The sequence below is a fragment of the Desulfatiglans anilini DSM 4660 genome (assembly GCF_000422285.1).
In the GTDB taxonomy this organism is placed as follows: domain Bacteria; phylum Desulfobacterota; class DSM-4660; order Desulfatiglandales; family Desulfatiglandaceae; genus Desulfatiglans; species Desulfatiglans anilini.
Genome location: NZ_AULM01000035.1, coordinates 19734 through 40267 on the forward strand (window position 1 = coordinate 19734; position 20534 = coordinate 40267).

Genomic DNA, 20534 nt, shown 5'->3' on the forward strand with positions numbered 1-20534 from the left:
AGGCATGGGAAGAGCGGACGGGAGACTGGGTGGAACCGCTGCGTTGGTTCCGGATGGACACCCATTAGCCTTACTGACGTCGGATTGGCTACCTCGATGCGCTACGTGACAAGCGCTGGCAAGTGAAGAGAGCGGTGAAAAGGACTGAGAGGGTGCATGCCATTATCAACGTCTGCACAGATTTCTGTGTGGAAGATCTTGAAATGTGCACAGCGGAATCTTTGATTTCGAAAGCGGTTCAGAATTGCTTGGAGGCCGATCCGCCGGTTCTTGCGCGTCCATTTGGCAGGCTCCTGGCCGAATTTCAAGGAACCGAGTCACCGGGTGCTGCAACGCCGCCGGAAAACCCTTGCCGGTTTCCGACCGTCGCGGAAAAGACGGCTCTGGTGCTCAAGGACCCGCCATTTTCCTGATCTTTCGAAAGCGCCACGGTGCAATGTGGCTGGGAGGTTTCATGGTTACTTTCGTTCACGCTGCTGACATCCATCTGGATTCGCCCCTCAGGGGGTTGTTTTCTTACGAGGGTGCGCCTTCCGTCGAGGAGATCCGGGGCGCCACACGGCAGGTGCTGGACAATTTGGTCAATTTCATTCTCCTGGAAGACGTTCCGTTGCTGCTGATCGCAGGGGATCTCTATGACGGCGACTGGCAGGATTTCAATACCGGCCTTTACTTCGCCTCGCAGATGCGGCGCCTGGCAGAGGCTGGAGTGCGGGTGGCCATTGTCCGGGGCAACCACGATGCGGCCAATGCCATGACCAAGACCCTGCCCCTGCCGGACAGCGTCAAGGTGTTCAAGTCCCGCAAGCCCGAGACGTGGCTTCTGGACGATCTCGGGATCGCGGTCCACGGACAGAGCTATGCATCTGCGGAGGTTACGGCCAACCTGGCCGCTGCCTATCCGGATCCGGTGGACGGCATGTTCAACATCGGCCTGTTGCATTGTTTGACCTCCGGCGCCCGGGGGCACTTGCCCTACGCCCCATGCACGGTCGATGAGTTGGCGTCCAGGGGCTATGATTACTGGGCCCTGGGCCACGTTCACCGTTTTTCGGTTTTGCGGGAAGCGCCCCACATCGTCTATGCCGGCTGCACCCAGGGTCGGCATATCAGGGAAACCGGCCGGAAAGGGTGCGTATGGGTCGAAGCGGATCAGGGGGTGTTGACAACCGAATTCGTTCCCCTGGATGTGGTCGGTTGGCTTGTCGTCGTTGCAGACGTCAGCGGGGCTGAGAGCATTCAGGAGGCCGCTTCTTTGTTCGGCAAGGCCCTCGGCGTGGCCATCCGCGGCGAGGGCGGCCGGCCTTGCTGCGTGCGTGGGGTTTTAAAAGGGCGCTGCGCCGCTCACGGACGGCTTTGCTCCGATCCGATCACGCTGACCGCGCACATCCGTGCGGTTGCATCGGATGTTTCAGAAAATACGGTCTGGATCGAAAAGGTCGAGGTGCAAACCGGTCCGGAGGCCGATCTCCAGCAACTGGCGCAAAGCGACACCCCCCAGGGCGAACTGCTGCGCTACCTGGCCGAGTTGGCTGTCCATCCCGAGGAGATCGATCTGGACCTGACAGACCTCAAGTCCAAACTGGCAGGCAGCGGCCTGAAGATTCCGCTGAACGACGTGAAGCAGGTGCTGGAAGACGCCGGGGCCTTGCTGCTGACTGCTCTGGCGGATGCCCAAAGCAAGCAGGAGGCGTCATGAAGATCGACGTTCTAAGGCTCCGGGCCTTCGGCCCCTTTACCGATAAGGTGGTGGATTTTTCCGGCGACGACTACGGTCTGCACATCCTTTTTGGACCGAACGAAGCCGGGAAGAGCACCGCCCTGCGCGCCATGCTGGGGCTGCTGTACGGGTTTGGCCACAAGGTGGAGGACGCCTGGCTGCATGATTACAAAAATCTCGAAGTGGGCGGGTCTCTGCGGCTTTCCGACGGCAGCCTGCTGAACCTGACGCGGTACAAGCGGCGGAAAAACGATCTGATCGATGATGAGACCGGAAAACCCATGGAACAACTCCAGTTGGATGCCGTTTTGGGCAAGATGGATCGCCAGGCGTTCGAACATGCCTTCGGCATTTCCCATCAATCCCTCCGCCAGGGGGTGGAAAGCGTCCTGGCGGCCGGCGGCGAGCTGGGCCATGCCCTTTTTGCCGCCACCTCCGGGCTCAACATCCTGAGGCAGGTCATGGCCGGGCTTGAAGAAAAGCAGGACAACCTGTTTCGGCCCAGGGCTCAAAAGGCTGTTATCAATGCCGATCTTGCTGAAATCGAGCGTTTGAACAAGGAACTTCGCTCTGCGTCGGCCAGTCGGCAGCAGTGGAAGAAGATGAAAGAGCGGCTGGATGAGCTTTGTGCCCGTGAGGCCGGGGCCGCCGATCGTCTGGAGGCCATGTCTTCGGAAATCAGTCTGTTGTCCCGCCATCGCGACGCGCTCAAGCATGTGACCCGTCGAGACGAACTGCAAAAAACCCTCGCCGCCCTCGGCCCCGTACCGGATCTGGCGGAGGATTTCGGCCACCGCAGGGTCGAAGCCCAGGTGAAGATGAGAACCGCAGAATTGGGGGAGCAGAACCTGCGTCAGGAACTGGCGGAGATCGAGCAGAATCTCGAGACGCTGACCTATGACGATGACATCATCTCCCATGCAAAAATCATCGAAGCACTGGCGAAGCAGGTCGGCATTCACACGACTGCCCTGGCTGACATGAAGAAACTGAGGGGCGAAATCCACCGCCACCAAGAGTCTGCACAAGGCAAAATTCGTCTTCTGCGGCCCGGTTTGACCCTGGAGGGCGTCGAGGACCTCAGGCTGTCCACAGCGGATAAATCCAAGATCCAGAGACTGGGGAACCGGTTTGCAAAACTGGAAGAGGCTTCCGATCATGCCGAAACAGATCTGCAAACTGCGACGGCTTATTTGGCGGCGGCCAGGGGGGATCTTGAGACCCTCGAAAAGCCGAACGACACGGCTTCATTGGAGGACTGCCTCGATCGCGCCGGCGGACTGGGAAAGATCGAAGAGCAGCTTTCTCATGCCCAACTGGAGTACCGGTCGGCTCTGGAGCAGGCCGAAGCCGATCTGTCCGCTTTGGGCCTGTGGTCCGGGGAACTGGATACCCTGGAGAAGCTGGCTATTCCCTCTGCAGAAACGATGCGGGGCTTCGAAATGGCTTTCCTGAAACTGGACCAGGGCATCGAAGAACTCAAAAGGGAGGCAGCGCGTCAAAATGCGGAGCTGAAGGAAAAGCAAAAGGCGCTTTCCGATTTGACCGAATCGCGGGATTTGCCCTCGGTCGAGGATCTGCTCTCCCACCGCGGCATGAGGGAGCGGGGCTGGCGTTCGGTGCGCTCGGTCTGGCTGGAGCGGGGCGAAGTCGACCAGGGATTTGTGGATGCCTTGTCCTCCGGGTCCGACCTGGCGGGGGCCTACGAAAAGGCGGTCTCCATCGCGGATGAGACGGCGGACATCCTTCGCAGGGATGCGGAGGATGTGGCGAGTGCCCAGGCGCTGAAATCGGCGGTGCAGGAGCTTCGCGACGCGGTTGCGGAAAATGTGAGGCTTCAGGAGGCCCGGGAAAAGACCCGAGCCGCTCGTTGGGATGAATGGGAAGCCCTGTGGCGGCCCCTGGGCATTGCACCGCTGAAGCCCCGGGAAATGCAGGCATGGGCGGCGAAGGCCGAGGAGATCAGACGCAGCGCCGCGGAATGCCGAAGGAAAAAAAATACGGCCGCGCAATTGAAAATCGACATGGAACGGATGGCCGCGGAATTGGCGGCAAGATTGAAGGAATTGAATGTTCCTCTGCCTGATACCTTTGAATATGCGGGTCTGCTGGATCTTGCGAAGCGCACCCGGCGGGAAAACGACCGACTCGTCAAGGAGCGAGAGAGGCGCGAATCCGAGATCGCCGGGTACGAGCGGCAGATCAGCGACAGCCTGCGGCGCAAGGAGGAAGCCGAACGCGATATGAAGGCCTGGGCCGCGCAGTGGACCCAGGCGGTCGGCAAGCTCGGGTTTTCCGCCGGTGCGTCGCCGGAGGATGTCAATGACTTCGTTCTGGCGCTGGACCAGGTGTTCGGTGAGATGGAAAAGGCCGGGGACAAACGGCAGCGGATCGCTGGCATGCAGTCCAACTACGAAACCTATACCGCCCAGGTAAAGGATCTGCTGGGTAAAATGGCCCCGGATCTCGGGACTGCCGAACCTACGGCGGCGATTGTGGAACTGTACGAACGGCTGACAGTGGAGCAGTCCCGGTTCAAGGATCGAAAACGGTTTGAGGAAGAACGGAAGAAAAAACATGCCGAGCTTCTGAAAATAAGGAAAGAGCTGGCGGCCGAACGTGAAAAACTGCGGCTGTTGTGCGAGGAGGCGCAGACGGATGCACCGGATCGGCTGCCGGAAATCGAAAAGCGGGCGGCCTCGAAAGCCAGGCTGCTGGTGGATCTTGACACTGCAAACGAACGTCTGGCGGAGCTTGCCTCCGGACAGGATTTCGCCGCCTTCGTAGCCGAGGTGCAAGCCCACAACCCCGACGAACTGACGGGCAGACTGGCGCGATTGAACCAGGAAAAATCGGCGTTGCAGCAGGAGCAAAAAAAGTGGGTCGAAGAAATCGTCCTGCAAAGGAAAGAACTGGAAGCCATCGGCGGAGAATCCCGCGCGGCCGACATCGCTGAAAGGGTCCAGGGGCTGGCGGGGAAGGTCGACGCGGATGTCGAGTACTATATTCGATTGAAGCTTTCCTCCCTCATTCTCGCAAGGGCCATCGAACGCTATCGGCAAAAAAACCAAAGTCCGGTGCTCGATGCCGCCGGCAGGTATTTCAGGACGATGACGCGGGGCGCCTTCGAGGGGCTCAGGGCGGATTACGACGAGCAGGGAGAGCCGGTCATCAAGGCATTCCGCCCGGACGGGCGGACGCTCATGGTCCACGAGATGAGCGACGGCAGCCGCGATCAACTGTTTTTGTCGCTGCGGCTGGGGGGGCTCGAAAAACACGTCAAAACCAACGGCCCGATGCCGTTCATTGTGGATGACGTGCTGGTCCACTTCGATGACGACAGGTCTGCAGCTGCGCTCGCGGGCATGGCCCGACTCGCCCGGGATACCCAAATCATTTTTTTTACGCATCATCAGCATCTGGTCGACTTGGCCAAAGCCACCTTGAGGGATGGAACCTTGCATGTGCATTCTTTGTAAAGTGGAGGCATCGACCAGGCAAAAGGCTGCTGTAGATGAAAGCGCCGCCGCATCGATCCCAAAGCGGCGTCTTGAGATCCCGGTCAGAGGGGGGACATGACCCCGGGGCGCCGGCCTGCCGCTCAAACGAGCTGTGCCCCTGGCCGCCCCGCGGATGGTTTTCTCTTATTGCGAATCATTACATCCTGCAGAGGAAAAAAGCATGAAACAAAGGATCGTTCAGTTCATCGGCTTGGCGCTTGCGGCTGTATTCCTGGCCTCCTGCCGCACGCCACCGCTCCCTGAATCCATGGTCAGCGCGGCCTTTCTTGGCCGCGAAGGGTCTTTTGTCCTGGTCGATTGTGCATCGGGCGACGTCTGGACGTTTCGTCCGCGCAACGCTGCGGAGCGGCTGCCGCCCTGTTCGACATTCAAGATCTGGAACACCCTTATCGGCCTCGAGTCCGGCATCCTCTCTTCCCCCGATCAAGCCTTCTATCTGTGGGATGGCGTGGAGAGGTCGTTTCCGGCGTGGAATCACGATCTGACGCTGAAGGAGGCCTTCCAGGCTTCGTGCGTGCCCGCGTTCCAGGACCTCGCCCGCCGGATCGGCTCGGAGCGCATGGAATTGTGGATCGATAAGATCGGTTATGGTGATCGGGACATCTCGGCGGGTATCGATGTCTTCTGGCTACCGGCGAAAGGCCGCAAGACGCTCCTGATTTCGCCGGCGGAACAGGCGGACCTGATCAGAGAACTCGTTACGGGCCGGTTGCCTTTTTCCCAGGGATCGTTGTCGGTTATGAAGGAGCTCATGTTCACCACCAGGACCGAACGTGGCACCCTCTACGGAAAGACCGGGTCCGGGACGGACGGCCGCGGGATTTTCGTCCTGGGATGGTTCGTAGGTTATGTCGTTAGCGAGAGCGGCACACACAGCTTCGCCTGCACCGTAAAGGGGGAGAACACCATGGGGAAAGAAGCCCGTGCCATCGTCGAGACGGTCCTGAAGGAAAAGGGGCTGCTCTAGACGTTCGACCTTGACAGGCGGCTCCCACCCGTAAGACTACGCCGGTTTGCGGTGCCCCGCCTATATTTGGATCTGGAACTCAGCAGATCTCATGGGCGATTTGCTTGACCTCCGATATGAGGTCTTCTTTTACGGCATTCCAGTCAAGATTCCAGAGCATGACAGGATCGGGTTCAAGATCCGCTGCTTCAAAATCCACAAGCCCTTTCAGGAACAGCAGTTTACTGAACCTGACGCCTTGCCCCTCTGAGATGAATTCATCGATCAGCGCCTTGAGAGAAATCCTGTGTCGAGTGAGGCAGAAGATGTCCAGAAAATCTTTTTTGCAGCCCCTGCTTGCAACCGTCAGGAGTTTCATGCGGCCGATGTCAGCAGCATCGGCCATCTTCAGATTCCTGATCTCCGGAAGGATGGGTCGGACCAACCGTTTCAAGGGGATCGTTTCGGTCAATAAATCGACCTTGAATCGCTGAACGAGCAGTTCCGTGTGTCGAGGGGTCTGGTTGAGAACCGTGACGGCGAGTCCCAACTTCTCCAGATCCGTGAGGACCGCCGTTGGACTAAAGAGTTCCGGGGAAAAAAAATCCAGGTCATCTGACCTTCGGTGTCCCAATTGGAGTGCAAGGGCCGTCCCGCCCCCTAAATATCCGCTCCTTAATTCCAGGGATCGATCGAGGCGTTTGAGCAATCTGTATAGACCGTCGGATATCGTCGTGGGGTACATGATTCCTTAGTGATCCCAAAAAAAAGGCTCCAGAAGATACGCGAGCGCTTGGAGATAGATCGACTATTCCGCAAAACCCGGACCAATTCGTTACGGTCGTAATGCTTTAGGAGGAACCGGAGGGCGTTTTCGTCTCCGTGTTCCATGAGCCGGCTGATGATAAAGTGGGCGGATTCCACTACGGAAAGTTTTTCAGGATCCACATCCCAGAAAAAGATTCGGATTTCGTTTGGCAACTGCTCTGAGGCAGGTCCTTTCCGGCTCACCGAATCAGATTGCGGACAGCTTTTATCCATTGTGAATTCCTGCTGCGTGTCAGAGCGCGGGTGGGCGCTGAAATGTCCTCTGAACCGTGAAAGTATAGACGATAAGGCCTTTAGGGACAAGATAAATGGTGAAAAGGGTTCTGAAGGTCGAGTGTCACGGATGTTATACAAAAGGCGGCAAGACGGCCGCGGCTCTCAGGCCCCTTGCGGTGGCAGCTTTCGAGACATGGCTGCGGCAGACCCAGTAGACTTTTCGAAGCGGTTCGACCTGCCGCAAGCTGCAAAAAAGAGGCGCCCCTGATTATCATTTCTTTTTCGAGTATTTTGAGCGTATCTTTCATTACCCTTGGCCAGTGTCATGGGACGTAGCGCATCTGCAAAAGGAGAAGGAAGATGAGCAGCCACACAAGTGCAGTCCAGCTGCGAGGTATGCTTCGTTCATTCTGGCGGGGATTGGCCGCCTGCGCGCTGATCTTGTCGGCGGCGCTGTTTTGCAGCTCCGCGTGGGCCGGCACCCTGGAGGGCACTGCGACCTTCCGGGAGCGCATCGCGCTGCCGCCCGATGCGGTGTTCGAGGTCGAGTTGCAGGACGTTTCGAGAGCGGATACGCCGGCCGTGGTGCTCGGCCGCAGCAAGCTGGACCCAGCCGGGCAGCCGCCTTTTCATTTTGAGATCGTCTACGACGATGATGCCCTACGATCGGGGCACCGCTATACCGCCCGCGCAAGCGTCAAGCAGCAGGGTCGGCTGCTGTTCACCACCGATCAAATATACCCGGTGTTGGAAGGCCGCAACGCGCCCCTGAGCATGCTGCTGGTATTTGTTCACGGTGGACCGGTGCAGGGGTCGATGGGTGAGGGCATCGGCGTATTGCCCGGCTCCAACGAGGGGGAGCTGCCCCGTGCCGGCGAGAGCTGCGGGAGTTCGCTGGCGGAAAGCCCGCTTCGTGGGACGTATTGGAAGCTCGTGCGCCTCGACGGCAACCCCGTGGCTGCGGCCGAAAAGCGGCGCGAAGCGCACCTGGTGTTTGCCGCCGATGCCCTGCGTGTCGCCGGCAGCGCCGGCTGCAACCGCATGGCCGGCGGCTTCGAACTCGAGGGTGACGGTCTGCGTTTCAGCCGGATGGCGACGACCATGATGTCCTGCCCCGATGGCATGGACCAGGAGATGCAATTCCTTGAGGCGCTTGAGCGCGTGGAACGCTACCGCATACGCGGCAGCCACCTCGAGCTTCTGGATGCGACAGGCGCTGTGATTGCAGGGTTCGAGGCGGTGGCGCTGAAGTGAGACGACCAGTCCTTTGCGAAATCGGTCCCATCGAATAGGTGCGGGGGCGGACCTCGCGCCGAACGAGAAAATTCTGTGTCCTTGCAACTCTTTCTTTTCAGAGCGTTTGTATGACCCCGTACGATATTCTCAAAAGGTATTACGGCTACGGCGAGTTCCGTGAGCACCAGCTGGAAATCATCGAAACCGTGATGGGTGGAAAGGATGCTTTCGTATTGATGCCGACCGGCAGCGGCAAATCCCTCTGCTATCAGATCCCGTCCGTTCTGCGGGAGGGCGTGGGCATCGTCGTTTCGCCGCTGATCGCACTCATGCAAGATCAGGTCGAGGCGATGCTGCAGATCGGGATCAGGGCGGAGTGCCTGAACTCGACGCTTTCGGATGAACAGGCCTCCCGCGCCCAGCTGCGCATCCGGCGGGGGGAAGCGGACATCCTATACGTTGCGCCGGAGCGATTCCTGCTCGAAGGGTTCCGGGCGTTCCTGGCCGAAATGCCCATCGCCCTTTTCGCCATTGACGAGGCGCACTGCGTCTCCCAGTGGGGGCATGACTTCAGGCCGGATTACCTGCGGATAGCGGAGGTGACGGGCGCATTTCCCGGGGTGCCCCGTATGGCCCTGACGGCCACCGCGGACGAGATCACGCGCAAGGACATTTTCGAAAAGCTTCAACTCGGGGATGCCCAGTCCTTCATTTCGAGCTTCGACCGTCCGAACATTCTCTACCGGGTCCAGCTCAAAGAAGAGCCCCGCAGCCAGCTGCTCGCCTTTTTGAAAAAGGAGCATGCCGGGGATGCGGGGTTGGTGTATGTCCGGACTCGGCGCAGAGCCGAGGAGACGGCCGCGTGGCTCCAGGAGGAGGGTGTGAACGCCCTGCCTTATCACGCGGGACTCGAAGGGGAGGTGCGTCGTAGACACCTCGAGCGCTTCCGGAAGGAGGAGGGCATCGTGATCGTGGGTACGGTCGCTTTCGGCATGGGTATCGACAAACCGGACGTGCGGTTCGTGGCCCACCTCGATCCGCCGGCCAGCATGGAGGCCTACTATCAGGAGACGGGGCGCGCGGGACGGGATGGCGAGCCGGCGGACGCATGGATGCTTTACTCGCTTGGGGACGTGGTCGCTAGGCGAAGGCTGCTCGAGAACTCGGAAGGCGATGAGGCATTCAAGGCGATCCAGAGGAAAAAACTCGAGACCCTTCTCACCTATTGCGAAACAGCGGAGTGCCGCCGCAGGTTTTTGCTCAGGTATTTCGGCGAGGGCTATCCGGAGGACTGTTCCACCTGCGACAACTGCATCGATGTCGCGGAGACATGGGACGGGACGGTGCCCGCCCAGATGGCCCTTTCCTGCGTCTACCGGACGGGCCAGCGCTTCGGGGTGGTCCATTTGACGGATGTCCTGAAGGGGAGTTTGAGCGACAAGGTGAAGAGACTCGGTCATGACCGGCTCAAAACCTTCGGGGTGGGCAAGGAGTTTTCCGAAAAGGAATGGCGCTCCATTTTCAGGCAGCTCCTGGCTGCGGGTTACCTGATCCCAGACAGGGGGGAGCACCCCGGCCTCAGGCTGAGCGAGAAGAGCTGGGGGGTGCTCAAGGGAGAAGTCAAGATCCGTTTCAGGCGGGATCTTCGGAGGCAGGAGCGCAGCCCAGCCTCGAAGACCTCGTCCCGGGTCTCAAAGCGTGCGCGCATCGATGCGTCCCTGCAAGATGCCGGGGCGCGCTCACTCTATGAGAAGCTGCAGGGCCTCAGAATGCGAACCGCAAAGAGCATGAAGCTTCCGCCTTTTTTCATCTTTTCGAATGCCACCTTGCGGGAGATGGCGAAGCAGAAGCCGGTGAACGAGACGGCATTGCGCGAGATCAGCGGCGTGGGGGAGAAAAAGGCGGAGCGGTTCGGTGGAGCCTTTCTGGATGTGATTCGGGAGCACCTCGGGGGAGAGGGTGCCGGCCGGAGAGGGGAGCATGAGGCGGGGCGCACGATCGACCCAAAGGCGGAGGACGGGACGGAGGCAGAGGAGCGAAAGAGCCGGATTGTCGATCTCCTGAGAGAAGGAAAGCTCGATTCAAAGGAGATAGCCGAGCAGGTGGGGGTTTCGCCGCCGACGGTTTGGGCCTTCAAGGCCCACATGACCATGGGGACGTATGAGGGCACAGCGGTCGTGGAGAAGGGGCGCGATTCAACAGGTCCGGAATCCCAGCCGCCGCCGGAGGTGGTGGACTATGTCCGGAAGAAGATCCGGAGCCTCGGTGATTTGAACGCGGTGAAGCGGTTTTACTCCGGGGACAGCGATCTCTGCCGGTATGCCCTGCGGATTGCCGAAGAGGTCCTGAGCGCGGAAGCGGAGGCCGAGGCGGAGAGTTCGATCGAGGCGATCCGCAGGGGGCACCCCAACGCCTACGAGAAATGGAACCCCGAGGAGGACGAACGGCTGCGCCGGGAGTATGCCTCCGGCACCGGCATCCAGGCCATGGCCGAGGCGCACGCCCGGAAGCCGGGCGCCATTCGGTCGAGGCTGAAAAAGATCGGCTTGGTTTAAGTGACGGTTGGGTTTACCGTGTTCAAGACAGAAGAGGGGGCGGCCTCGATGCTCATCGCTTGCGGGGCGCAGATGGGGGATTGCGCAAACCATGACTTGGCGAAGATCGAAAGTCCTATTCATCCTCGCACGCTAAAAAATTTCACGAGCCGAAGATTTATGGGCGTCTGCCCGCCGAAAGAACACAAAGCAATGGCCCCCGAAGGGGCCATTGCAAGCGTGTAAAAAAACGTCCCCGTCAGTCGCTGAGCCAAAGCTGGGAGGTGTAATTGGCGACCGGGACGTTGAAGCGACCCCAGGGGACGCCTCCCACCAGAACCTTGATCTGGGCGTTGCCGCGGATCGGCCTGTGCCTGGGGTGGAAGGCCTCCCGCTCGATGGTGGCGAACCATGTCTTGGCGGCGAAGTCCACTTCCACATAGAGGCCGTCTTTTTCGTAGACGATGGTCCGTCCGCTCTCCAGCGCCTCCTGGAGGTAGGGCAGATCGAGGAAGGGCGCCCGAACCGGTTGACCGTTCACCTCGAGGCTCATATCGCCGAAGGCGCCGATGGTTTCGGGCAAAAGGCCCTGCAGTGACACAGACCCCTTTTCCGAAGCGCTGTCGTACCATCCCTCATAAGATGTGAGTTTGGCCCCACCGATATCATGCGGCACGCCTTGCCAGACCCAGTCCGTCATGACGTGGTGCCGCAGGTGGCTGCTCAGGCTGTATTTGTCGTTTACGGTCAGGATGACCTGGAGGTCGCCCGAAAGGGGGGTGATGACACTGGAGAGGTCGGCTCGCTGGATCTCGAAATCCCAGAGCTTCCTGAAGAAATCGAGCTTCAAGGTCACCTTGTCGCGTTTGACCGACGGATCCGTTGTGAAGGTCCAGACGCCTCTGCAACGTGTCCATCGCCCATAGGCTTCCCGCGAAGACCATACATAGCCGTTCAACTCCACCGTGACGCCCTTGCGGGGGTTGAACGTGAACGCGTTCATGGGAATTCGCTCCAGCCAGCCGTCCGAGGTGAGCCATCCCAACCGGCCGCCCTCGAGGGAATACGAACTCTGGCCTGGCAGCCTGACCAGGACATCGTCCAGCCAGCTTTCCGAAACGACCCCTTCCGCCCAAGCTGCAGGCGGGCTTTGGCCGATCTTGGTCCCGTTGTTGTACTCGCCGCCGGTCACGCTCCAGGTGACGCACCAGGGCCGCTGGTCCGCGTAGGCCGTCGGGATCCAGGGGGCTGTCTCATCCGTAGCCGTCAGGTAATAGGGCTGGACGCTGAGGTTTTTCACGCCCTCCGGGTCGGAGCAGGATTTCATGCCGATGTGGAACGAGAGTTCCTTGCCGAAGCTCGTCGTGTTCGTGACCCGGGTCATGAAGCTCGACTCGTACCCCACCTTCAAGTCCACCTTGAACCCTTTGAGTTTCGTCCCGACGCTGACCTGGGTCTCATTGCTCATCTCGACCGTCGAGGTCTCTCCCTCGGACTTGGTTTCCTCCGTCTCCTCACTGATATAGGAGTAGGGGGTGGCGCCGGTCGTGAAATTCAGGGGATTGATGGAAGGCTCACCCAACGATCCATCGCCGAAAAGCACCTCCCAGGGCATCTGCAAGGACTCCCAGCCCCGCCGGTACCAGCCCTCCAGGTCGGTGGACCTGGGAAAGGGTTCGATCCCGGAGAGCAGCCCGGGGACATCGTCATCGGGCCCGCCCGGCTCTTCCAGGTCGAATGCGACGGGTTTGACATTGATGGATGTGGGTTGGACCTCGATGACATGGACGTTCTGGTTCAGGGCTGTACCCGCCCCGGTCAGGTAGTTGTAGTCATAGGCGTGGAGACTGAAGTCCTGCACCATCACCTTGGGCACTCCGAAGATCGCCCAGCCCACGCGCCCGAGTTCCTCGAGATCCTCGGCGCTCTGGCCCTCGGTGCCCAGGGTCTGACCGAATCCGGTGGTGATGGATGAACTGCTCGACTCCTCGTTCTCGAGCCCGTGCGTGTAACTGATGTCCGCCTTGTCTTCCACCTCGAACACGTGCAGCAATCCCGCGTGGACCTCCAGCCCGGCGGAGAACATGCTGGTCTTTTCCCACGACTGGGTGTGTTCGACCTTCGTGCCCTGCGACTGCCCATATTCCACGTTGGAGAGGCCTGCAACCTCGCTGGGTATCGGATCGTTGGGCGCAAAGGGGGGCGAACCGAGAATGATGCCATACAGGGACCAGTAATTTCTCAGGGTGGCCGCATCCTCCTCGTTCTCCGGCAGGCCGGTGTCCGTACTCGTCCCGCCCCAATCCCCGCAGCTCTTCGACGGCGTAGCCTGGTTGATGGGAACCATGAAGTCGGAGATGCCGGCGAAGGCCCTGTCCCCAGAATCCGTGCGGTAGTGTACCACGAGGGTCTGCTGTCTCGCCTGGGTGGAGAGGTGAGCCGCATCGCAGGCTACCGTGTACCAGGGATAGGTCCAGACTTCACTCAGGCTGTCCCCGCCCGAGAAGGTATAGGAGTCCAGCCGCCAGCTCCCCTTCGGGGCGGCGGTGCTGTAAGTGAACTCGGCACGGCGGATCCGTGCAGGCCCGCTGCTCGTGGTGGTTTTTATGAAAAGCTGGATCGCAGGCGTTTTCGCCCCGGCGGCAAACCCCCCGAGGGCGCCCAGGGTGCCGACCTGCAGGGAGGCGGGGCCATACGCCCAGCTGTTGTATGGGACGGCAAGCGTACTCGGAAAGTCGGAGCCGCTACCGATCTGGCCGTTCCAGCTGGCTGCGGAGATCTTCGTGTAGTAGTTGGCCGGCCCATAGACGAGGTCGGGGGAGCCGTAGACAATCAGGATCCTGGGATCCGAGTCGGGCGGGTAGTATGTGACGGCATCCAGCGGCTGGTAAGCCCCGCCCGGCTTCAGGGACGCATAACCGGTCCAGTTGACCCCGTCCCCGCTCGTGTAGGTCCCCGAGTCGGTGAAGACATAGAGCATGTTGTTGAAGACGGTGATGGCGGCCCCGGCACCGGCCCCTTCCGAGTCGAGGTCGGTGCGCACCGACCCCAGCCGTTTCAAGGTGCCCCAGGCGTTTCTGGTGAGGTCGAAGTAGCAGACATAGGCGTACATGGCCGTGCCCTGGCAGCTGGAGTGGGAGGTGTAGGAATAGAAGATCTTGTTGTCGAAGATGGCGAGGCCGCTCGCGTTCATGTACTTGTAGGAAACGCACCAGCCGCTGTCATGCGGGCTTTCGGCGCGCACGAAGACCCAGTCGCCGGCAGCGGGATCTCTCGGCTGGCCGGCAACATGCATGATATTGCCTCCGAGCCATATCCGGTGGACTTTCCCGTTGACGTAGACGGCGCGCCCCGGCAAACTCGCCCATGCTCCAGACCCCCACAGCAAGAGCGCAGCGGCCAGAAGCGCTGAAACTACGAACATACGGTGTAAACATACCTTCATCCCATGCCCTCCCTGTATTGAAGATCCGCACTTCACTGTGCCTGCAGCGGGCCCTGCGCCCGTCCGCCGCCCTGCTAAAGTCTCGCTTGTACCACTTTGAGGGATACTCCGGCCGTTTTGCTGCCGATGCTCGGATGGGCGCCCGGGCCGGGGGTGCACCTAGCATACATGGACTGTTTCATGAAGACACGATGGCTAGCGTTGACTCAAATGCTGTACCATAGGTGAGGGACGTTTTTCAATATTCTTTCTTTGGCCTTTTTGGAAGAAGAAGCTCTTCGAATCCGAAAACACAGGTTTTTTGACATAGATTCAGCGCTATTCTTAATTTTTGTCACCAAAAACGGAGATAACAGACGATCCTGCCGGATATCAGATTCGATGCGAGGTTCTATGATATTGCAAATCGTAACTTATTATAGCACAGGGTGTATAACTTTATCGATGAACTGGTAGCCGCTGATGCATGGCTGCAGCCGGAACCGCCGGCTCTTCCACAACGGACGGATCGCATCTTCATCCATGTAAAAGCAGTCATCGCTGCAGCGCAATTCATGAGTCGTCCCGTAAGCGCCGGTCTGCCTCTTTGCCGCCTTCCGGACGGCTTCGGCGATGCCTCTCACCGGGCGCCGATCTCCGGAAAGATTTCCCAATAGCCATGACAGAAAATGTCGCGTCCGACCAGACCGTAGTCGTTCAGCCAGCGTTGCTTGAGAGCGAGATAGTGCATGTCGCGGTCAACCACGACCGGGGCCAGCGGCGCGTGTTGGATGAACAGTTGGCGGCGTTCTTCGTTTTGCAAAAGCTTCGGAATCCAAGATTCCATGCCTGCATCGGCCTCGTGCAGTTGGCCGCGAACGGCCTTCATCTAGTCTTGGCCATTTTCAGCCATATCATAACCAATTGTTATTAATCTGCTAATTCAATATGAGCCACTTTTGGATCCCATGCATGGCTGAAAGTGGCCACTATTCCTTCCTACATCATTTGCAAATGCAAGCCAGCCACCCCCGACAACAGAAAAATTCGATTAAAAATCAAATGCAAAATCAGCTACATACAAGCAGTAAAACCCACCTATCAAAAACAGCAGAACTAGTTGAGCAAGAACGGCAACAAAATTGCTTATAAATGATGGAACTCAATCCCAAGTTTTGCTGAGTGTGAGCAAAACAAGACAATTTAAATAAAATGCCATAATTTCGTTGATTGTGAACGACAAAAAGACCCGGTTAAAAGTCACTTTTCATAATCGATTGACAAAACCTATAGAACAGTCATGGAGTTTACAGATGGCATTTCGTTTAAATACCGAAAACAAAAGTAATACTTGGTGGGTATTATATCGCAACTAGGAGGTAAATATGGCAATTGAACAAGCAATCTGGACTCCAAGTGAAGTACGAAAACAAAATTCCAACATCTTTCAATTCATTCAGTTAATCAATGCAAAATATAACAGAAATTTTCAATCCTACGATGACCTCTATCAGTGGTCAATAAAAAATATATCAGAGTTTTGGTCTTTCATGTGGGATTACGCGGAAATAAAAGCGTCTAAGGGATATGATAGCGTAGTGGATGATATAAGCAAAATGCCAGGAGCACACTGGTTTAACGGGGCTGAACTAAATTTCGCTGAAAATCTTTTGCGATATAGAGATGATGAAATTGCATTGATATTTAGAGGCGAGTCAGAAAAACGATCCCAGATGACCTATTCAGAACTGTACGATAATGTCGCGCGATTGGCCAAATCTCTCAGAGATATGGGCGTAAAAGCAGGGGATCGCGTTACAGGATTTGTCCCTAATATGCCGGAAGCAATTATAGGCATGTTAGCAGCCGTGAGTGCAGGTGCCATTTGGTCTTCTTGTTCTCCCGATTTCGGCATTAAAGGGGTTCTGGATAGATTTGGGCAAATCAAACCGAAGGTACTTATAGTAGGTGACGGGTACTATTTCAAAGGGAAAAAATTCGATTCGCTAGAGCGTACAGCAAATATTGTTAAAGACATCCCATCCATTGAGAAAGTCATTGTCGTTAATTATACAGGTAACCTGAGCGGGATCGACCAAATCCCAAATGCCATATCTTATGATGATTTTATATCGAAGGAGAGTGGAATTACAATTAAGTTTGAGCAGCTCCCAGCAGAACACCCATTATATATAATGTACTCTTCTGGCACAACAGGCCTTCCGAAATGCATGGTACAAAGTGCAGCAGGTATATTAATCAATCATATAAAGGAACTGAAGCTCCATGCAGATTTAAAGCGAAATGATACTATTTTCTACTTTACGACATGTGGATGGATGATGTGGAACTGGCTGACAACTTCATTAGCGGTGGGAGCCACCCTTGTGCTCTATGATGGGAACCCATTCCATCCACATCCAGGAGCGCTCTGGGAAATGGCCCAGGACGAAAAGATTAGCATATTCGGTACGAGCGCAGGATACCTCTCAGCCCTCGAGGGTGCAGGGGTCAGGCCCGGTAAAGAGTATGATCTATTGCCCTTGCGCTCAGTTCTCTCAACCGGATCACCGCTTTCACCTGAACAGTTTGATTTTGTCTATCGGGATATAAAACAAGACGTTCAGCTGGCGTCGATTTCAGGAGGATCGGATCTGAATGGCTGCTTTGCCGGAGGAAATCCTATTGGTCCAGTATACAGGGGCGAGCTCCAATGCAGGAACCTTGCAATGAAGGTTGAAGCATTCGATGAGAAGGGACTCCCTGTCCACAATCAGAAAGGCGAGCTTGTGTGCACGGCACCTTTTCCCTCGATGCCGATCTATTTCTGGGATGACCCAGACGGGAAGAAATACCATGCAGCATATTTTGACGTCTTTCCAAACGTGTGGCGCCATGGTGATTTCATTGAGATAACTGATACCGGGGGGGTCATAATTTATGGCCGTTCTGATGCAACGCTTAACCCTGGAGGAGTTAGAATCGGCACGGCCGAAATATATCGACAGATGGAAACGATAGAAGAGATAGTGGACAGCGTTGTCGTCGGACAGGATTGGAAAGGAGATGTCAGAGTCATTCTTTTTGTTGTAATGAAGGAAAACACGCCGTTAACAGATGCAATAAAAAACGAAATTGTAAGTCTTATAAGAAAAAACGCATCACCCCGGCATGTACCAGCAAAAATTATTGCAGTAAAAGGTGTACCGTATACGTTAAACATGAAAAAGGTTGAACTCGCAGTTAGGAATATTATTCAAAAAAAACCCGTGTTGAATAAAGACGCTTTAGCGAACCCAAATGTATTAGACTATTATAAAGATATCCCAGAGCTTCAGATTTAAATTGCAATTGCTGCAGTGTATATACCGAAAGGAACCGGATATCCCATATGATAGATATAAAATTTAGAAATATCATTCCATTTGCTGCGCTAGTCAATCAAGAAAGAATGAAAAAAGCTCTCATTCTAAATATCATTAATCCACAGCTTGGAGGGGTATTGCTTCGTGGTGAGAAGGGTACGGGCAAGTCAACTGCTGTCAGGGCCCTCGCGCATCTGCTGCCAGAAATTTCTGTAGTCAGGGATTGCCCCTATAGTTGCGATCCATTTGATGAGGAAAATTTGTGCTTAATCTGCCGTCAAAAACAATTGCAGGGAGAGAAATTAGCTGCTGAAAAGCGAAAAATTCGAGTTGTAAATCTCCCATTAGGAGTGACTGAAGACAGATTATTAGGATCAATAGACATTGAAAAGGCTTTGAGAGAGGGTATCAAGGCTCTTCAACCCGGAATTTTAGCCAATGCCAACAGGGGCATACTCTACGTGGACGAAGTTAACCTTTTGGATGACACAATAGCGGACACATTGTTGGATTCAGCGGCGATGGGCGTCAATGTTATAGAGCGGGAAGGCTTATCTCTTTATCACCCTGCTAAATTTATTTTAATAGCATCAATGAACCCGGAAGAAGGTGAGTTACGGCCACAACTTTTAGATAGATTTGGCTTATATGTTGAAGTCAAAAGCCTTACAGACCGCGATCAGCGATTCCAGATAGCACTATTGGTAAATATGTTCGAAACAAAAGCTGATGAGTGTAAAAAAATGTATGAAACGCAGCAGCATCAAATTTTAACAAGTATGGTAACAGCAAGAAATAAAATCGCATTAGTCAAGATTGACGAAAAACTAATTGAATTTTGTGCCTACCTGGCTTCCTCGTTAGACATAAAAACTCACCGCGCAGAAGTCAATTTAGTAAGAGCATCACGAACGATTGCAACTTATAACGGACGCTTAGAAGTGATTATGGATGACATTAAGGAAGCGGCTGATCTTGTTTTACCACACAGGATGCAGGTCAAGCCATTTGAAGAACCTCTATTGGATGAAGCTTTGTTGAACAAGAAAATGGCGGATGTGGAACAGGTCTTGGGGTTATCTGCGATTGAAAAAAGTTCAGTTCTCAAAAGAAAACCAGAGATACAGAAAAGCGAGAATGAAATAAGTGATATTCCAGTTGTAAATGAAGGTGAAATATTTAAGGTGGGCGCCTTATATGCTGCAAAACCATGGGATAAGCTCAAGCAAAAAAAAAAGTAGTCCGTGCTAGAACAGGAGCTAGAGGAAAAGCATTTGCAGATAACGGTGTCCGTCATATCGGGAGTAAGCTACCTTCAATTAAATTACAAAATTTAGATTTTATTGCGACGATACGTGCCGCGACCCCGTACCAAAAGGAAAGAGAAGGTGGCGAAAACGCTGATACACTTATCATTAAAATGGAAGACATAAGGGAAAAAGCAAGAAAGAAGATGCTTCCTTTTGCGACTGTTTTAGTTATTGATTCAAGTGGATCGATTAGTCAAGAGAAAATGGAGCGATTAAAAGGTGCTGCTCTATCTTTTATTAGGGAAGGCTACCTTAAGCGCGATAAGATCGGCTTAATAACTTTTAGAAACCATCGAGCAGAGCAATTAATGCCAATTTGTTCAAGAGCATATTCAAAACAGGCGGAAAGATACATAGAGGGTCTGCCTTCTGGTGGTGGTACGCCTTTGGCTTCTGGTTTAATCGAAGCTCTTCACCTTTTAGTAAATGAAAAAAGGAAGTGTAAAGGAGTAATTCCCATCATCATGTTATTGTCTGATGGTAAAGCAAATATTCCGACCAGCAATAAAAGACCTGTTTTTGATGAAATAAAATTAATTCTTAAAAAACTATCATGGGAAAAGGTTTTTCTGATTTTTGTCGATACTGATTTGGATGATGATATGGGTGTATCTAATACAAGTTATGCGACAATACGCAATCTATTAAAACGCGAAGCATGGCTGTCACTTTCAATATACAATTACGAAGGGTAGCTTTTCTCATGGTTAGTTTTTGTATATACAGAAATGACTTTCTGGTAAAGCCAGTGACCATTCCGGAAATGAGGTTTCTTTGCCAAAATCTAGGGAATCAAGCGGTTGTGCAAAGGCGATCTGCAAATCGCCGCACAACCAAATGTAAAAAGTGACGCGAAGATGGGTGAAAAGACCATTTTGAGATTGGCATCTAATTATATTCACATGCAATTTTATTAACGAGTTATACAAATCTTTTTTTATATACAGTGATATTAGGGAGGGCTATAGCGATTCTGCAATGAAAGGGGGTGGCGATATTGAATGGGTTTTTTTGCCTGCTGGGTAATAATGCACCTTTAAACGCTAACTGATTTGCGAAATTTACCCAAGGCATGGCTTTTATCACTAGGTATAATTAATACGAGTAAACCCCCGGCTTTGCCGGGGAGACACGCAAAGTTTGACAATTCCGGGAATATACGAAAGCCTCCAAGATTGTGAACCGGTCAAAGATCACTTTCAAGGAGGCTTTCGATGAACAACGTTCAAAGCTTAAACCATACGGCATGGGATTGCAAGTATCACCTGGTTTGGATTCCGAAGTACCGAAAAAAGATTCTTTACGGTGAGTTACGGAAATATTTGGGAGATGTGCTGCGTGAATTGGCATCGCACAAAGAGAGCAAAATCCATGAAGGACATCTGCGAGGCGACCATGTCCACATGCTGATATCAATTCCGCCAAAATATGCTG

At 54.9% G+C, this 20534-nt stretch carries 15 protein-coding genes; 10 read left to right on the plus strand and 5 right to left on the minus strand.

Going from position 1 to position 20534, the window contains the following annotated elements; genetic code table 11:
• The first annotated feature begins 152 nt into the window (after positions 1-152).
• The 4 genes from H567_RS0117380 to H567_RS0117395 all read left to right on the plus strand — a co-directional run bounded on the left by H567_RS0117380 (position 153) and on the right by H567_RS0117395 (position 6208).
• Entirely contained in the window at positions 153-413 is a 261-nt protein-coding gene (locus H567_RS0117380) for a hypothetical protein (RefSeq protein ID WP_035254959.1), read from the plus strand.
• A 41-nt stretch (positions 414-454) separates the two neighbouring features.
• Positions 455-1699 (plus strand): metallophosphoesterase family protein, encoded by a 1245-nt coding sequence (locus H567_RS25735; RefSeq protein ID WP_035254972.1) that lies wholly within the window; start codon positions 455-457, stop codon positions 1697-1699.
• Positions 1696-5199 (plus strand): YhaN family protein, encoded by a 3504-nt coding sequence (locus H567_RS0117390; RefSeq protein WP_028322362.1) that lies wholly within the window; start codon positions 1696-1698, stop codon positions 5197-5199. Before H567_RS25735 ends, H567_RS0117390 begins: the two co-directional genes overlap by 4 nt.
• Positions 5200-5401: 202 nt before the next feature.
• Positions 5402-6208, plus strand: a complete 807-nt coding sequence (locus H567_RS0117395) for a penicillin-binding transpeptidase domain-containing protein (RefSeq protein ID WP_028322363.1) — start codon at positions 5402-5404, stop codon at positions 6206-6208.
• Positions 6209-6287: 79 nt separating this feature from the next.
• Here H567_RS0117395 and H567_RS0117400 read toward each other — a convergent pair whose 3' ends face one another.
• Both H567_RS0117400 and H567_RS30315 read right to left on the minus strand, forming a co-directional pair.
• Positions 6288-6932 carry a nucleotidyl transferase AbiEii/AbiGii toxin family protein gene (locus tag H567_RS0117400; RefSeq protein WP_153306245.1) on the minus strand — a complete coding sequence of 215 codons (645 nt, stop codon included), beginning with the start codon at positions 6930-6932 and terminating at the stop codon, positions 6288-6290.
• The gene (locus tag H567_RS30315; RefSeq protein WP_435051123.1) at positions 6863-7228 is read right to left on the minus strand and encodes a DUF6922 domain-containing protein; all 366 of its coding nucleotides are present in this window, start codon (positions 7226-7228) and stop codon (positions 6863-6865) included. The genes H567_RS0117400 and H567_RS30315 overlap by 70 nt, the downstream gene beginning before the upstream one ends.
• A gap of 363 nt (positions 7229-7591) precedes the next feature.
• Between H567_RS30315 and H567_RS0117415 the strand changes: the two genes are divergently transcribed.
• Together H567_RS0117415 and recQ are read left to right on the plus strand one after the other, a co-directional pair.
• Positions 7592-8485, plus strand: coding sequence for a YbaY family lipoprotein (locus H567_RS0117415; protein ID WP_035254961.1), 894 nt, complete (start codon positions 7592-7594; stop codon positions 8483-8485).
• Positions 8486-8595: 110 nt separating this feature from the next.
• Positions 8596-11022, plus strand: coding sequence for a DNA helicase RecQ (gene recQ / locus H567_RS25740; protein WP_084517494.1), 2427 nt, complete (start codon positions 8596-8598; stop codon positions 11020-11022).
• 238 nt (positions 11023-11260) lie between these two features.
• On the opposite strand, the gene H567_RS0117430 is transcribed toward recQ, so the two are convergent.
• The 3 genes from H567_RS0117430 to H567_RS0117440 form a co-directional block, all read right to left on the minus strand.
• On the minus strand, positions 11261-14446 hold the full coding sequence (locus H567_RS0117430) for a hypothetical protein (RefSeq protein ID WP_153306246.1): 3186 nt from the start codon (positions 14444-14446) through the stop codon (positions 11261-11263).
• A 416-nt stretch (positions 14447-14862) separates the two neighbouring features.
• A complete protein-coding gene (locus H567_RS0117435; protein WP_028322368.1) occupies positions 14863-15069 on the minus strand; it encodes a hypothetical protein in 207 nt (68 codons plus the stop codon).
• Positions 15066-15314 carry a hypothetical protein gene (locus H567_RS0117440; protein WP_028322369.1) on the minus strand — a complete coding sequence of 83 codons (249 nt, stop codon included), beginning with the start codon at positions 15312-15314 and terminating at the stop codon, positions 15066-15068. The genes H567_RS0117435 and H567_RS0117440 overlap by 4 nt, the downstream gene beginning before the upstream one ends.
• A 502-nt stretch (positions 15315-15816) precedes the next feature.
• On the opposite strand from H567_RS0117440, the gene H567_RS0117445 reads away from it, so the two are divergent.
• From H567_RS0117445 to tnpA, 4 genes are all read left to right on the plus strand, one after another.
• Positions 15817-17769 carry an acetoacetate--CoA ligase gene (locus H567_RS0117445; protein WP_028322370.1) on the plus strand — a complete coding sequence of 651 codons (1953 nt, stop codon included), beginning with the start codon at positions 15817-15819 and terminating at the stop codon, positions 17767-17769.
• Positions 17770-17816: 47 nt separating this feature from the next.
• Positions 17817-19031, plus strand: coding sequence for a magnesium chelatase ATPase subunit I (locus H567_RS25745; protein WP_084517496.1), 1215 nt, complete (start codon positions 17817-17819; stop codon positions 19029-19031).
• A gap of 56 nt (positions 19032-19087) precedes the next feature.
• On the plus strand, positions 19088-19795 hold the full coding sequence (locus tag H567_RS27995) for a VWA domain-containing protein (protein WP_492211720.1): 708 nt from the start codon (positions 19088-19090) through the stop codon (positions 19793-19795).
• A gap of 519 nt (positions 19796-20314) precedes the next feature.
• A partial coding sequence (gene tnpA / locus H567_RS28000) for an IS200/IS605 family transposase (protein ID WP_028322371.1) occupies positions 20315-20534 on the plus strand: 220 nt, incomplete at its 3' end.